Raw genomic sequence first — 14,659 nt, 5'->3', positions numbered from 1 at the left:
CGTCAAAAGAGCGACTATGACCCGACGCGAATTGTGGGACTGCATATACGATGCCGCCGCCGGCGTTTACGACCGGCGGGAGGCGAGGGCGTTCGCAGCGTTCGTTTGCGAAGGACGGCTGGGTATGCGGTTTACCGATGTGATCGTCGAGCCGGACGCTCCTTGTCCCGACCGGGAAGACCTGCCCGACATCCTGGCCGAGATACGCGACTGTCGCCCGGCCCAGTATATTGCCGGGTTCGCCTATTTTCTCGGCAGGAAGTTCGCCGTCCGCGAAGGGGTGCTGATTCCGCGTCCGGAGACTGAGGAGATGGTGCGTCGCATCGTCGACCGATACAAAGGACGCAGCGGAATGCGGATTCTCGACGTCGGGACGGGAAGCGGTTGCATCGCCGTGACGCTTGCGGCGGAACTGCCCGACGCCGAAGTGACGGGGATCGACGTTTCCGAGACGGTGCTGGCCGTCGCCGGGCGAAACGGAAGCCTTTGCGGCGGCCGCGTCCGTTTCGAATGCTGCGACATCCTGACGCGGCAACCCGGGGGACGATTCGATCTGGTAGTCAGCAATCCGCCTTATGTGACCCTCGGCGAGAAAGCCGAGATGCGTCCGAACGTACTGAAGCACGAGCCGCACCGCGCGCTGTTCGTCGGCGATGACGATCCGTTGCTGTTTTACCGCGTAATCGCTGAACGGGGGAGGAGCTTGCTGGCGCCCGGCGGAGCGCTTTGGTTCGAGATCAACGAGCGTTTCGGGGACGAAGTGACCGCGCTGCTCGGCTCGCTCGGTTATGCGGATGTGAAACTGACGGCCGACCTGTTCGGAAAGCCGAGAATAACGGAGGCCGTATGGAAGTAAAAAGAACGAAAACGCCGGAACAGGCTTTGAGGATGCTGATGTACCGTTGCGCCAAAAGCGAAGTAGCCGTGTCGGACGCCCGTCGGTCGCTTGTTCGGTGGGGCGTTGCGGAGGCTGACCGGCAGCGGATCGTCGATACGCTGCTGCGCGAAAGGTTTATTGACGAACGGCGCTACGCCGAGGCCTATGTCCGGGAAAAGACCGGTCTGAGCCGTTGGGGCGTTTACAAGATCCGCGCGGCGTTGCGGGCGAAACAGATTCCCGAAATGTTGATCGAAGAGGCCCTTCGTCAGATCGATCCGCAGTTTATGCGCGGTAAGCTCGAAGAGCAATTGCGCCGGAAGATGCAAGCGATCCGGGCCCGCAACGGTTACGAATTGCGCGGCAAATTGTTGCGCTACGGTGTCGGACTCGGTTTCGATTTCGAAACGGTGGGCGGTCTGGTCGACCGGCTGGTTGACAATGGGGAATAAATTGTCTGTTTGACAAAGTAAACGGGTTGAAAAAGGTTTTCGTCGGTGCCCGGGCTGACGAATCGAACGTAAACGATACATAATAGCTGCTGAATGAAAAAAATACGGAAAATCAAACAGAAAGTTTCCTGTGGCATCAAGCCGGACGGACGAGGAATATGTCGTGTTTTTCGTCGCCTGACCGTTTGTTTCATGATGGATCGGCCTTTTGTAATTTTCGGGATAATATGTTGTTGCGTTTCGATGCTGTCGATCGCATGCCATACGGAAACCGAATCCCGCAGGGCGTATTTCAAAGTTGATCCGGCTGACCGTAAAATAATGATTCCGGTCGGTTTGAACGACAGCCTGTCGGTCGATCTGGTCTTCGATACGGGTGCTGCTTTGGGATATCTTTCGATCGATTCTTCTTTTTGTGCAGAATATCCTTTGGATGCATGGAAAGGGGCTCCGGACGTGATGGCTGAAATGGTGGACGTCGGGTGGACATATGATAAGTCGTCGTGTTCATTATATTGGCATCCGTTGGAACTGGCCGTTTGCGGCGACCGCATGAAATATGGATATTGCTTTGTTAAAAATTGGAAGAGGATCATGAACAATGCCGCCAACAACGGGGCGTTCAATATTCCGGCTAATGATACTACGCGCGTTTGGGAGTTAAATTTCGAGCACGATTACCTGGAAATTCATCCGGCTGCCGGCTTCGTATTGCCGGAAGAGTGTTTTCTGCTTCCTTTCGTGGAAGGACAGAGAGATAGCACTCTTTATGTCCGGATTCCCCTGAAAGTCACGTGTGCCGACGGTGATACGCTGACGATCGACCGGACATTTATGATCGACACAGGAATGCCGTGGGACGTCGTGCTGATGCATCCTGCCGAAGAATTGGGCCTTTTCGAAGAGAAAGAGGCCGTATATACCGGTTATGGAAATGGTAGTTCTCGTCGTTATACGGTCGATGCTAGGATGTTTGGGAATTTCGCGATGGATTCCTTGCGGATTTATACTTTCGACGATCCGCTTATGGTAGGTACGCAATATCTGATCGGCCAGAATTTCCTTAGGCGTTTCAATGTGTTTTTCGATATGAGGAACGGTCGGCTGGGGTTGCAACCCATCCGGAATTTCCGGCGGGTGGTGAATCCGAATCACCGTCGGTTTCATCTTTTGGTGCGACCCGATACCGATGGGAGATTTATCGTGGTTAAGATAGCGGACTATGCAGAAAATCGTTACAAGCAGGCGGGACTGAGAGAGGGCGACGAGGTGGTGGCCGTGAACGGTTATCGGTACGAACGGGGAAAGGGGTTGTCCGATGAAAATGCTGCGGTAATTTTTAAACAGGATACGAAGGTGTTTGATATTGTTCGCGACGGAAAGCCTTTACGAATAACGGTAACGGAAAACCCGAACGAGGATCAGGGCGATTAATAATATGAAAATGGTGAAAATGGTTTTTGCAGGAAGTAAAATGAAAAAATGGATTGTATTGTCGGCGGCGGTTTGTTGCGCCGGAGCGTCGCCGGCCCAGTATACGCCGCATCCGGCGATGGCCACTGAGTTCGGATTCGTTTCGCCGGTCGCTTTCTCGATGCTGTTGTCGGCCAATTACGGGGAGTTGCGCGGCAACCATTTCCATTCGGGCATCGACATCAAGACTCAGGGCGTGATCAACAAGCCGATCCGTGCGATCGCCGACGGCACGGTCGTCCGCATCGCCGTCAGTCCGTCCGGATTCGGCAAGGCCCTGTACATAAACCATCCGAACGGTACGACGAGCGTTTACGGTCACCTGGAACGTTTTTCGGACTCGATCGAGCGGTATATCCATGAGATCCAGTATGCCCGCAAATCGTTCGCTGTGGATGTTACGCCGCCTGCCGGCAAATTCGTCTTCAAGCAGGGCGAACAGATCGCCCTGTCGGGCAACCGGGGTTCTTCGGGCGGCCCGCACCTGCATCTGGAAGTGCGCGAAACCGATTCGCAGCGTCCGCTGAACCTGCTTGCGCGCGGCATGTTGCAGGTCAGGGATACGATTCCGCCGAAACCGGTCGTGCTTTATTACATCGGGGTCGACACGGTTCAGGGTGTTCCGGTACATACGGTGCGCTGGAAACTTTCGGTGCGCCGCGATGCGCGGGGAAATTATACGCTGCTCGATACGGCCGCGTTGCGTGTCGCCCGCAACGGGTATTTTGCCGTCGAAGCCGAGGAGAAGAAGAACGGCACCGACAACCCGATGGGCGTTTACGCTTTCGACGTGACTTACGACGGTAAGCCGGCTTTTTCGATGGTTGTCGATCGGATCGGGTTCGACGTGGGGCGCTATTGTTACGCGGCGGCGCTCTATCCGCAGTCCCGCGCTACGCGCAACGGGGTTTACCGGCTTTACAAATTGCCGAACAACCGCCTGCCGGTGTACCGTAAGACGGTGCGAAACGGCTTGCTGACGCTCGACGACGACGGTCGTCACGAGGTCGGGATCGAACTGACGGACGATTGCGGCAATGCGTCGCGGCTCGCTTTCCGGGTCGTTCGGGGGTTGTCGGCGCCTCAGGTCGTTCCGGACGGGATTCCGGTCGACTGGACGAAAGATTTTCGCCATCAGCAAGGCGGCCTGTCGCTGTCGGTTCCCCGGGGCGCGCTTTACGAATCGATTCTGTTGGATCTTTCGGAAAAGCCGAAGCAGAGATACGCCTACTCGCCGCTGTATGCGATCCATACACCGGACGTGCCGTTGCAGGGCGCGGTGACGGTCAGCATCGACGCGTCGGAACTGCCCGCGGAACTGCGTAGCAAAGCGTTGCTTGCGACGGTCGGACGCGACGGCGGTCGCAGCGCCGCCGGCGGAGCCTGGAAAGAGGGGCGCGTGACGACCGAGACGCGCAGTTTCGGAACGTATTACATTGCGGTGGACACGGTCGCTCCGCGGATTACGCCGCAGTTCAAGAGCGGCGACGACTTCGCGTCTCGCAAAACGCTGTCGTTTAAGATATCGGACGACTTTTCGGGGATCGGTTCTTACAGTGCGACCATCGACGGCAAATGGGCTTTGTTCGAATACGACCCGAAGACCGCTACGCTGACGCACTATTTCGACGACGGCCGTTGGAGTCGGGAAACGACGCATGTCCTGGTGCTGACCGTGGCCGACGGCAAGGGGAACAAAACCGTATTTAAAGGCAATTACAGAAGGTGAAAAAATGAAAACGGGCTATTCGGGGATCATTTTCGATTTCAACGGCACGCTTTTTTTCGATTCGGACAAGCAGGAAGAGTCGTGGGAGATTATTTCGATGCGTTTGCGCGGGCGGGCGTTCGGGAAACAGGAGATGCAGCGGCGTATGCACGGCCGCAGTGGCAAGTCGATTTTCGAATACTTGCTCGAACGCGACGTGCCCGACGACGAAGTGCTGCGGCTGATGGCCGAGAAAGAGGAGATTTACCGGGAACTGTGTTTGAAAGACCGGGAGCGTTTTCACCTGGCTCCGGGAGCGGTCGAATTGCTGGATTGGATCAAAGAGCGTCGAATCCCCCGTACGATCGCGACGGCTTCGGAGATCGTCAACGTGACCTTTCTTCATCCGTAGTTTCGGTTTGGAGCGTTGGTTCGATCCGGAAAAGATCGTCTATGACGACGGAACACTGCCCGGTAAGCCGAATCCGGACATTTACCTGAAAGCGGCTCGCACGATCGGGCTTGCTCCGTCTCGTTGCGTGGTCGTCGAAGATGCCGTTTCGGGGATCGAAGCCGCCCGGCGGGCCGGCGCCGGATACATCGTGGCAATGGATTCCGGGGCGACGGACCCTGCGGTGCTGGCGCGACTGGACGGCGTCGCCCGGGTGATTCGCAGTTTCGACGATTTCGACCGAAATCTCTTAACGGTTGGCGCATAGGAAGCAGGCGGATTTCCGGCAGGAAATTTACCTGGGAATAAGCATGGTCTACCGCATGACTTTGTCGAAAGTGCGGTAGCCGAAGGCGTGCAGTAGGATGATGCTGTTGCGCAGGATACCGTGCGGGCGCGCGACGCGGTGCCGTTGGATCGCACGTCTTTTTTCGTGCAGCGATTTCCGCTGCCTGTGAAAATCGATGTGGGCCCGGAATACCTTTTTAAAGAAGTCGGGGTGGCCCTGAACGAGGAACACGAGCGCCGCCATACCGTCCAGTACCATCCGGGAGAACAGTACCGGCCAGAAAGTGCCGGGCGACAGATTCTTGAACAACATGCAGAGATTGTTACGGAAATTCAGGTAAATTTTCTGCGGACTGTTGTTCGGCAACGTTCCGCCGCCGACATGGAACACCGTGCTGCGCGGTTCGACCCGGATCCGGTATCCGGCCAGTTGCGCCCGCCAGCAGAAGTCGATCTCCTCCATGTGGGCGAAAAAATCGCCGTCGAAGCCGCCGAGTCGTCGGAATACTTCGCTGCGCACCAGCATACACGCTCCCGACGCCCAAAACACTTCGCGCGGGGCGTCGTATTGCCCCCGGTCGGACTCGATCGTGTCGAGGATTCGCCCGCGGCAGAACGGATAGCCCAAAAAATCGATGAAGCCGCCGGCGGCCCCGGCGTATTCGAATTTGCCGGGATTGGCGTAGGAACGGATCTTGGGAGCGACGGCCGCCGCCGCCGAGTCCCGTTCGAGCAGTTCCACCAGCGGAGCGAGCCATCCTTCGGTCACCTCGACGTCCGAATTGAGCAGGACGCAGTAGTCGGCTTCGATCCGGGCCAGGGCCCGGTTGTATCCTTCGGCAAAGCCGTAATTCCGATCCAGCAACAGCAGTTCAACCTGCGGAAACCGCGCCCGGATGAAATCCGCCGAATCGTCCGTCGATCCGTTGTCGGCGACGACGATGTCTGCGCCGGGGGTACGGGCGACCAGCACCGGCAGGAACCGTTCGAGGTGCGAACGGCCGTTCCAGTTTAGGATAACGACTTTGACCGGTTTCATAGGCGGGTTATCGGGCTTCGGTTTCTTTTTCGGAATGGGTGATGTCGTAATCCGCGGGTTTTTTATGCTTCCACCGTCGGTGCGACCACATCCACAATTCGGGCGTTTCCCGAATCATCGCCTCGAGCCGGCTGATGTAGCGTTCGGTGATTTCGTGCGGAGCGACCGCTTCTTCGCCGTCGTAGATTCGTTGCAGTTCCGCTTCGTAATGCTGCGGCGAGGTTTTGCGGACATACATGAAGTAGACCGGCATTTTCAACCGCAACGCCATTTTTTCCACGCCCGAAAAAAATGGCGTGTCCTGTCCCAGGAACCGGTACCAGTGCTTGATTTCGTGCCAAGGCGGCGTCTGGTCGGCGATCAGCGCGACACTGACCGGCCGGGCCCCTTTGCGTTTGGATTTCAGCGTTTCCTGCAGGATGTTGTTCATCGGAACCGGCTGCGTGCCGAAACGGGATCGGGCTTTGTGGTAGAAGAGGTCGAACGCCTCGCTGTGCAGCGGGCGGTAGACGGCCAGTACCCGGTGGTCGCTGTGGCAGGCGTAGTTGATCGTCAGTTCCCACGATCCGTAGTGGGACATCGCCGAGATCCAGTTGCGTCCGCGCATGGCCTCTTCCTGCGCTTCCACGTCGCGGTAAACCATCCGTTCGAGGATCTCCTTGCGCGAGATCGTCGCGAGTTTGATCGTGTCCACGAAGACTTCGGACAGGTGGCGGTAGAATTTCGTTTCGATCTCACGGAGTTCCGCTGCGCTTTTTTCCGGGAATGAGTTCGACAGGTTCGTGCGCACGACGGTCAGCCGGTAGCGGACGATCCGGTGCAGGACGAAACAGATGAAAGGGGCTAGCGCATGATACAACAGCCGGTTCGGGAACATGCCCGTTATCCGGCATGCGCCCATCAGCAACGCATATTGTATCCTGCCGCCCGTAGTCATCGTACTTTTTGCTTGAAGTCTTCGTAAATGTTCGGCGTGCAAGCGATAATCTGCCGTCCGAACAGATAGTCGTCTCCGCCTGCATAGTCGGTGATCCGCGCTCCGGCCTGCCGGGCAATCAGAACGCCTGCGGCTACGTCCCACGGGGAGAGTCCCGTATGGTAAAAAGCGTCGCAGCGTCCGCAGGCCACATAAGCGAGGTCTGCGGCGGCCGATCCTACGCGTCGGATTCCATTAGTGGTGTTCTGAAAATGGACGAGGCTGTCCACGAACCCGTCGGTCTTGTTCAGCGCCGCGTAGGAGAATCCGATGGCGATCAGCGCGTTTTCGAGTTTGTCGGTCGCCGAAACCCGGATGCGCTGCCCGTTCAGATAGGCGTACGATCCGCGCCAGGCGTAAAACAGTTCGTCCCGGGTCACTTCGTAAATCACGCCCGCCGTCAGCTCGTCTTCGTCCATCAGCGCGATGCTGACGCAATACGGCGAGAAATCGTGCACGAAATTGGTCGTGCCGTCCAGCGGATCGACGATCCATTTGAGCGGCTGTCCTTCGACGGCGGCGGTCACGGTCCCTTCTTCGGTGATGAATCCTGCGTCGGGAGTCAGTTCGCGAAGCCGTTCGACGATCATCTTTTCGGTCTGCTTGTCGACATATGAGACCAGGTTCTGCGCGCCTTTGAACTCCACGTCCGCGAACGTGAAACTTTTGCGCTGTTCGGCGATGTAGGCGCCCGCTTCGCGCGCCAGGTCGCATGCGCTGAGGCATATTGCTCGGTAATCCAGCATTTTATTCCGTATATAGTTTTAAACTGTCCGTTTTGGTTCGTACCCGCAGCCATTGCTCGATCCGTTCCCGTTCTCCGGCTGCGAGTTTTTTTCCTTTGTTCAGATGCATGACGCAGAGCACCAGCGTGTCGGCCGGCGTTTTGTCCGTATTGTAACGCACCGCTTTCGAAAGCGTTACGTCGTGCAGATCGGGCACCAGCGTGCGCATTTCGACCGTGATGTCCCGGACGGCCAGCGTGTCGGTCGCAAAGGCCGACAGTTTCGTTTCCAGTTCCCTGATCCGAATGTTTTTTTCGGATAGCAGTTCCTGATAACCGGTTTGCAGCGTCGAAAAATTCAGGTTGTCCGTTTCGCCGCTTTGGCGGACGACCAGACGGACGTCCCGCAGGTTGTACTGCGGCATTTGCAGTCGTGCGTTTTCGATCATTTCGTCCGAGATCGGTTCGCCGATCAGGTAAATCTCCACGTAACTCTCCCCGTTGTCGGGCCGGTAAATGCCGGTATGTTCGATGACCTTCGTTTTCGGGAACTGGAATACCGTATTCACGTATCGTTTTACGTCGTTTTCGAAAAGGCTGCGTTTGACGATCCGGTAGCCGATCACTACGCTCGGGATGATCGTGACCAACACGATCAGCAGGATCGAGCGTCTGACCCGCATTTCGCGGTTTTTGTCGACGAACTCCTTTTTCGAGTAGTGCAGAAAGCGCACGACGATGAACGTGGCGATCGCGATGAAGACCGTATTGATAAAGAACAGATAGAACGCTCCGATGAAGTATTTGAATTGCAGGGTGGCTAATCCGAATCCGGCCGTACACAGCGGCGGCATCAGCGCCGTAGCGATGGCTACGCCGGGGATGACCGTAGACGTACGGTCCTTGCGCGATTGGGCGACGATTCCGGCCAGGCCGCCGAAAAAGGCGATCAGCACGTCGTAGGTCGTCGGTGTCGTGCGTGCCAACAGTTCGCTCTGGGCCCCGCTGAGCGGCGAAATGAAAAAGTAGAGCGTCGAGGTGAAAATGCTGGCCAGCACCATGAAACCGAAGTTGCGCAGCGAGCGTTTCAGCAACTCGAAATCGTTGATCCCGACGGACAGTCCCATGCCCATGATCGGCCCCATCAGCGGCGAGATCAGCATGGCTCCGATGATAACGGCCGTCGAGTTGACGTTGAGTCCCAGCGAAGCGACGAACGTGGCGAAAATCAGCACCCATAGGTTCGTGCCCTTGAACTCCACGCCCTTGCGGATGTTGTCGACCACCTCTTCCTCGGAAGCCTTGTCGGCGCTGAGATCGAACCGGCTGCGGAGAAAGCTGCGGAGGGCTTCGGACAAGTGGTGCGGGGAACGGTTGCTCATGGTTCTTTCCTAAGATATTTTATTCTGTCTCGTGATTGCTCCTGTCGTCCGTGCGTTCCCGGCGCGGCTTGCCGGCGACGATCAGGACGATTTCGCCTTTGGGCTCGCGTTCCGAAAAACGGCGGGTCAGTTCGGCGAGGGAGCCGCGTACGGTTTCTTCGAATTTTTTGGTTAGTTCGCGCGATACGGATGCGGGACGGTCGCCGCCGAACAGTTCCGCGAACTGCTCCAGCGTTTTTACCAGCCGGTAAGGCGATTCGTAGAAAATCATCGTGCGTTCTTCGGTCGCCAATTGTTGCAACCGTTTGGAGCGGCCCTTCTTAGGGGGCAGGAAGCCTTCGAAACAGAACCGGTCGCACGGGAATCCGCTGTCGATCAGCGCCGGAACGAATGCCGTAGCGCCGGGCAATGTTTCTACGTCGATGCCGTGTTCGATGCAGGTGCGTACCAGTAGGAAACCGGGATCGGAGATGCCGGGCGTGCCTGCGTCGGAGATCAGCGCTATGTTTTGTCCGTCGACGATCGTCTGCGCGACCGCTTCGACGGCGGCGTGTTCGTTGAACTTATGGTGGCTCCACATCTTTTTCTCGATTCCCAGATGTTTTAGTAATACCTGGGAAGTTCGGGTGTCCTCGGCCAGGATCACATCGACCGACGAGAGGACTTTGACCGCCCGCAGCGTGATATCATCCATGTTTCCGATCGGGGTCGGGACGAGATACAGCCTGGCCATCGGCATCAACCCAGTTTACGTTCCAGCAGATCCACGAGCAGCCGCACTCCTTCGCTGTCCGGATCCCACTGATAGTTTTCCTGAATGTACAGCAGCGCGTCGTTCAGGTCGGTAAAGGCGTTCAGTTGCGCGATGGCCGCCGCATACTGGTCGGCATTCCCGTTGAACAGGCTGCGGATCAGCATGAAGCGGTCGTTGATCCCGATACATTGGCGCAGGTCGCCGCTGATGCTCTGCGATTGTAGTTTGGAAGCCACGTCGGCGTGTGCCGTTTGTTTTCCGAGCACTTCGTTCATCGCGACTCCGTTTCCGTTGGCGAAAGTTTCGCCGAGCACTTTTTTGTGGGCGGCCGTGTCGGAAGCCGGGCCGTTTTGTCCGGCCGGTTCCGGCGCAGCAACGGGCGGGGCCGGATGCGGAGCCTCGTAGGAGCGTGCCTGCGGCGTCGGGTTATGCGGGTGGGTCGGCTGCGTCGGAGCGTCCCCGTACAACGACAGGATCACCTGTTTGTCCATGCGCGGACGGACGGTCTGCTCGTCTCCGAAAAGCTGCTGTTCGACGGAGACCGTCGTTTCGATTTCCGCGACCGGCGGCGCGGTCGGTTCTACGATCGGCGGGACGTTTACCGTTTCCGGAACGATTTCGTTCCCGATGACGGGTTCCTCCGTCGGGATCGGCACTGCGGCGGGCGCTGCCGTGTCTTCCGCCGCGCGAATAGCACATTCCGTTTCCGCAACGGTCGGCGTCGGCTGCGGCGGCAGCAGTAGCATTTCGTAAAGTTTTTTCAGTTTATCGAGTACGATCCCTTTTTCGATCTCGGGCGTTTTGTCCGTTTCCTTCCACGTTTCGGCAATTTGCCGGATGCTGTCAATCTCTTCAATCAATTTCCGAATATCCATCTTTACAGTACTTTAGGCGATTCATTCCGTTGCCGACGGACTTGTCCGGGCCGGACGGGCCGCCGGATGTGCGTCCGTAGCGGACGGCGAAATTTTTTTCAAAGTTAAACTTTATACCGATTATTACAAACACCTGTATGCTTCATTTTGCAAAAAAGGAATTCGGTATGCGGACTGTGAAATGATAAAAAATGAATCGGAGATTGTATTTTCAATAAATTATTATAATTTTGAAAATCTTAATTCATACGCAATCCCGGTAATTTGCGTGTAAATAAATGGTTTTTACTGATTTATAGAACAAATATTGAGAAAAGATAAATGGTATGATATCACCTTTTGAATCCCGTAGGATCGGCATTTTTTACGACGGGAATTTTTTGTTGCACGCATCGAATTATTACAATTATATTCATCACATGAAACGGCGCCTTTCGTTGGGAGGATTGCACCGTTTTATCCAGCATCGCGTCGCCGAGGAGGAAGGGGTCGAACCGTTGCAGTGTCAGATTGCCGAAGCGCACTATTTCAGGGGGCGCCTGAACGCTGCGGATGCGGCTCAGCGCGGCAACCAATTGTACAATGACCGCGTTTTCGACGATATCCTGATGGCCGAGGGCATACATCCGCATTACCTGCCCCTGCGCAACCTGCTCGGAAAACGCGAGGAGCGAGGGATAGACGTATGGCTGTCGCTGGAGGCTTTCGAACTGGTGATGATGCGGCGGCTGGATATCGTCGTGTTGATCGTCGCCGATACGGATTATACGCCTCTGCTGCGCAAATTGATGTCCTTCGGCGTGCGGGTCATGCTGCTGAGCTGGGATTTCGAGTATACTACCGACGAAGGGGTGCGGATGATTACCAAAACTTCGCACGAACTGTTGTCGATGGCGACTTATCCGGTCGCGATGCACGACGTGATCGATTACGGGATCGAGCAGAACAATCCGCTGATTAACGACCTGTTTGTTCCGGTGGATCCTTCCCGACAGCAGACCGAGCGAACCAAATCGTACGAGGTCAGCGAAGTGCTGAGCCTGAAAAACGGGTTCGGGTTTATCAAGTATCCCAACAACAACCTGTTTTTCCATTATCAGGACGTGGTCGGCGAGTTCAGCGATCTCTCCGTCGGAGACAAGGTGGAATTTACCGTCGAGCAAAATCCCCAGAAGCAGGACGTTGCCAAGAACGTGCGAAAACTTACGCCCGAGGAGGTGGAGAATTTGGAGTCCGACGAGCAGCCCGATTTGTAGCAGAGATTTAACTCATACCTATAAATAGCCATGAATCTGAAAGTGTTGTCCATCGTGATGGGCCTGCTGTTGTCGTTGTGCGGATACCGTGCGACGGCGAAGAGTTCCGAACAGAATGTCGAATGGAAAGCCAAATGGATCAGTTCGGGGACTACCCGGGAGCAGCCGAACACCTGGCTTAATTTCCGCAAAGAGGTGAACCTGCCGAACGTACCGACTTCCGTGATCGCACGGATCGGGGCGGACAGCAAATACTGGCTATGGATCAACGGGAAGCCGGTGGTCTTCGAAGGCGGACTGAAACGGGGCCCCAATCCGCTCGATACCTATTACGATGAGGTGGAGATTGCTCCTTACCTAAAACGCGGCGAGAATACGATCGCCGTGTTGCTGTGGTACTTCGGCCGGCCGTCGTTTTCGCATAACGACAGCGGGAAAGCCGGGTTGTTGTTCGATTGCCAGACCCCTTCGTTCGATATCCTGAGCGACGATTCGTGGAAATGCGAGGCGAATCCGGCTTACGGAACCTGTCCGCCTCCCGATCCGAACATGCGGCTCGCCGAGTCCAATATCCGGTACGACGCCCGCAAGGCGGGACGGGCATGGCACCAGCCGGACTTCAATGCCGACGAGATGCCGCAGGCCGTCGAAAACGGAACCGCAGGCAGCCGGCCATGGAACAAGCTGGTGTTGCGGCCGATTCCGCTGTGGAAGGTGGGCGAGTTGCAGGACTACCCGTCTCAGGTTCGCAACGGCGATACGATCGTTTGTACGCTGCCTTACAATGCACAGATCACGCCTTATATCAAACTGAAGGCCTCGTCCGGGGATAAAGTGCAGATATTTACCGATAACTATTTGAAATACAACGGCGGGGATAATTACCTGCGCTGCGAATACATCGCCCGCGACGGCGTGCAGGACTACGAGAACAAAGGGTGGACGAACGGACACCGGGTTTACTACGTAGTGCCTGCCGATGCGGAGGTGATGGAGCTGAAGTTCCGCGAGAGCGGTTACGATACCGAATTCGTCGGTACGTTCGAATGCTCCGATCCGGAGTTCAACCGTTTCCTGACCAAAGCCGTGCGCACGCTGTATATTACGATGCGCGATACCTACATGGATTGTCCCGACCGCGAGCGTTCGCAGTGGACGGGAGATGTGGTCAATGAATCCGGAGAGGCGTTTTACGCCCTGTCCGAGTCGGCCAACCGACTGACCCGCAAATGGCTCCATAATCTTGCCGGATGGCAGAAGCCCGACGGCGTGATTTATGCCCCCGTTCCGTCGTCGAATTGGGACAAGGAACTGCCGGGCCAGGTGATGGCTTCGCTGGGTTACTACGGGTTGTGGAACTACTATTGGTATACGGGCGATAAGGAGACGCTCGCCGAAGTGTATCCGGCCGTACAGCGTTACATCGCCCTATGGAAAAAGGGCCCCAAAGGAACCGTATTGCTGCGCGACGGCGGATGGAATTGGGGCGATTGGGGCGACAATATCGACATTCTGCCGTTGCAAAATGCGTGGTATTACTTGATGATCAAAGGGATGCGCAATGCGGCCGAAGTGCTCGGCCATGCGGCCGACGCCCGGTCGTATACCGAAGAGATGGCGGCGCTGAAGCAGGCGTTCAACAGTCATTTCTGGAACGGTAAGGAGTACCGCGATCCGGAGTACAAAAAAGCGACCGATGACCGCGTTCATGCGTTGGCGGTCGTATCCGGGCTGGCCGATCCGGACAAATATCCGGCTATCCTGAACGTATTTCGTTCGCAGGAGAACGCGAGCCCCTATATGGAAAAATACGTTTTCGAAGCCCTGATGCAGATGGGGAACGGCGACGAAGGTTTTGCACGACATAACCGCCGTTTTTCGAATATGGTGCGGAACGACTATTTCACCACGCTTTTCGAGGGGTGGGGGATCGGTAGCGAAGGATTCGGCGGCGGCAGCGTCAACCACGCGTGGAGCGGGGGAGGCCTGACGGTGGCTTACCGGTATATTTGCGGTATCCGTCCGATGGACGTGGCTTACAACAAGGTCGGGGTGTTGCCGTTGCCGTCCGGCCTGTCGTGGGCGAAAGCTTCGGTGGTCACTCCGATCGGCCGGGTAACGTCGGCTTTCGAATCCAGTCCGAACGTATTTGTGTTGGATACGGAGTTTCCGAAAGAGTACGAAGGGGTGATCGGCGCTCCGAAACAGGGCGTGCGCGAAGTGAAGATCAACGGGACGACCGTCTGGAAGAACGGCAGTCCGGTACGCAATAAAGTGGCTCGTTTCATCAAAAAACAGCCCAGCGACCTGCACCTGAGTTTCGAAGTGAAGGGTGGCGCTTACAAGCTGATAGCCGTCCGTTGACCTTGGCTGTGCCGGAATATCGGTGGATGCTATCGGAAGA

14 protein-coding genes are annotated in these 14,659 nt (G+C 56.5%); 8 read left to right on the top strand and 6 right to left on the bottom strand.

Translation table 11 applies throughout. The features are described from left to right. Positions 1–16 precede the first annotated feature (16 nt). The 6 genes from prmC to PGR91_RS11950 all read left to right on the top strand — a co-directional run bounded on the left by prmC (position 17) and on the right by PGR91_RS11950 (position 5,229). A complete protein-coding gene (prmC, locus tag PGR91_RS11975) occupies positions 17–856 on the top strand; it encodes a peptide chain release factor N(5)-glutamine methyltransferase (RefSeq protein WP_118657048.1) in 840 nt (279 codons plus the stop codon). Then, on the top strand, positions 847–1,329 hold the full coding sequence (locus PGR91_RS11970; protein ID WP_118657046.1) for a regulatory protein RecX: 483 nt from the start codon (positions 847–849) through the stop codon (positions 1,327–1,329). The genes prmC and PGR91_RS11970 overlap by 10 nt, the downstream gene beginning before the upstream one ends. A gap of 336 nt (positions 1,330–1,665) precedes the next feature. Further along, entirely contained in the window at positions 1,666–2,763 is a 1,098-nt protein-coding gene (locus PGR91_RS11965) for a tight junction protein ZO-3 (RefSeq protein ID WP_147387412.1), read from the top strand. Between the two features lie 40 nt (positions 2,764–2,803). Further along, positions 2,804–4,531 (top strand): M23 family metallopeptidase, encoded by a 1,728-nt coding sequence (locus PGR91_RS11960; RefSeq protein ID WP_182424263.1) that lies wholly within the window; start codon positions 2,804–2,806, stop codon positions 4,529–4,531. Between the two features lie 4 nt (positions 4,532–4,535). Beyond that, complete coding sequence (locus PGR91_RS11955) at positions 4,536–4,922, top strand: HAD family hydrolase (RefSeq protein ID WP_259336742.1); 387 nt, start codon at positions 4,536–4,538, stop codon at positions 4,920–4,922. A gap of 7 nt (positions 4,923–4,929) precedes the next feature. Then, complete coding sequence (locus PGR91_RS11950) at positions 4,930–5,229, top strand: HAD family hydrolase (RefSeq protein ID WP_259336741.1); 300 nt, start codon at positions 4,930–4,932, stop codon at positions 5,227–5,229. A 48-nt stretch (positions 5,230–5,277) separates the two neighbouring features. On the opposite strand, the gene PGR91_RS11945 is transcribed toward PGR91_RS11950, so the two are convergent. Genes PGR91_RS11945 through PGR91_RS11920 form a run of 6 tightly spaced genes read right to left on the bottom strand, consistent with a single transcriptional unit; the run spans position 5,278 to position 10,999 of the window. Next, positions 5,278–6,288, bottom strand: coding sequence for a glycosyltransferase family 2 protein (locus tag PGR91_RS11945; protein WP_118457158.1), 1,011 nt, complete (start codon positions 6,286–6,288; stop codon positions 5,278–5,280). Positions 6,289–6,295: 7 nt separating this feature from the next. Next, positions 6,296–7,225, bottom strand: a complete 930-nt coding sequence (locus PGR91_RS11940; RefSeq protein ID WP_055206178.1) for a lysophospholipid acyltransferase family protein — start codon at positions 7,223–7,225, stop codon at positions 6,296–6,298. After that, the gene (locus PGR91_RS11935; protein WP_228385779.1) at positions 7,222–8,010 is read right to left on the bottom strand and encodes an inositol monophosphatase family protein; all 789 of its coding nucleotides are present in this window, start codon (positions 8,008–8,010) and stop codon (positions 7,222–7,224) included. The genes PGR91_RS11940 and PGR91_RS11935 overlap by 4 nt, the downstream gene beginning before the upstream one ends. 1 nt (position 8,011) lies before the next feature. After that, the gene (locus PGR91_RS11930; RefSeq protein WP_101573389.1) at positions 8,012–9,370 is read right to left on the bottom strand and encodes a TIGR00341 family protein; all 1,359 of its coding nucleotides are present in this window, start codon (positions 9,368–9,370) and stop codon (positions 8,012–8,014) included. Between the two features lie 19 nt (positions 9,371–9,389). Then, positions 9,390–10,103 (bottom strand): 16S rRNA (cytidine(1402)-2'-O)-methyltransferase, encoded by a 714-nt coding sequence (rsmI, locus tag PGR91_RS11925; protein ID WP_118657068.1) that lies wholly within the window; start codon positions 10,101–10,103, stop codon positions 9,390–9,392. 5 nt (positions 10,104–10,108) lie between these two features. Continuing rightward, positions 10,109–10,999, bottom strand: a complete 891-nt coding sequence (locus PGR91_RS11920; RefSeq protein WP_118657040.1) for a hypothetical protein — start codon at positions 10,997–10,999, stop codon at positions 10,109–10,111. Positions 11,000–11,325: 326 nt separating this feature from the next. On the opposite strand from PGR91_RS11920, the gene PGR91_RS11915 reads away from it, so the two are divergent. After that, positions 11,326–12,255 (top strand): NYN domain-containing protein, encoded by a 930-nt coding sequence (locus PGR91_RS11915; protein WP_055206171.1) that lies wholly within the window; start codon positions 11,326–11,328, stop codon positions 12,253–12,255. Between the two features lie 30 nt (positions 12,256–12,285). Further along, entirely contained in the window at positions 12,286–14,619 is a 2,334-nt protein-coding gene (locus PGR91_RS11910; RefSeq protein ID WP_118657038.1) for an alpha-L-rhamnosidase C-terminal domain-containing protein, read from the top strand. Positions 14,620–14,659 lie beyond the last annotated feature (40 nt).

The organism is Candidatus Alistipes pullistercoris, assembly GCF_027665465.1.
Classification (GTDB): Bacteria; Bacteroidota; Bacteroidia; order Bacteroidales; family Rikenellaceae; genus Alistipes_A; species Alistipes_A hominis.
The sequence above is the reverse complement of the archived record's forward strand: the minus strand, read 5'-3'. Positions and strand labels throughout refer to the sequence as shown.

Coding starts and splice junctions, on each gene's coding strand:
- prmC (WP_118657048.1), top strand. CDS start 17: ATGACCCGACGCGAATTGTGGGACTGCATATACGATGCCGCCGCCGGC.
- PGR91_RS11970 (WP_118657046.1), top strand. CDS start 847: ATGGAAGTAAAAAGAACGAAAACGCCGGAACAGGCTTTGAGGATGCTG.
- PGR91_RS11960 (WP_182424263.1), top strand. CDS start 2,804: ATGAAAAAATGGATTGTATTGTCGGCGGCGGTTTGTTGCGCCGGAGCG.
- PGR91_RS11955 (WP_259336742.1), top strand. CDS start 4,536: ATGAAAACGGGCTATTCGGGGATCATTTTCGATTTCAACGGCACGCTT.
- PGR91_RS11945 (WP_118457158.1), bottom strand. CDS start 6,288: ATGAAACCGGTCAAAGTCGTTATCCTAAACTGGAACGGCCGTTCGCAC.
- PGR91_RS11940 (WP_055206178.1), bottom strand. CDS start 7,225: ATGACTACGGGCGGCAGGATACAATATGCGTTGCTGATGGGCGCATGC.
- PGR91_RS11935 (WP_228385779.1), bottom strand. CDS start 8,010: ATGCTGGATTACCGAGCAATATGCCTCAGCGCATGCGACCTGGCGCGC.
- PGR91_RS11930 (WP_101573389.1), bottom strand. CDS start 9,370: ATGAGCAACCGTTCCCCGCACCACTTGTCCGAAGCCCTCCGCAGCTTT.
- rsmI (WP_118657068.1), bottom strand. CDS start 10,103: ATGGCCAGGCTGTATCTCGTCCCGACCCCGATCGGAAACATGGATGAT.
- PGR91_RS11920 (WP_118657040.1), bottom strand. CDS start 10,999: ATGGATATTCGGAAATTGATTGAAGAGATTGACAGCATCCGGCAAATT.
- PGR91_RS11915 (WP_055206171.1), top strand. CDS start 11,326: ATGATATCACCTTTTGAATCCCGTAGGATCGGCATTTTTTACGACGGG.
- PGR91_RS11910 (WP_118657038.1), top strand. CDS start 12,286: ATGAATCTGAAAGTGTTGTCCATCGTGATGGGCCTGCTGTTGTCGTTG.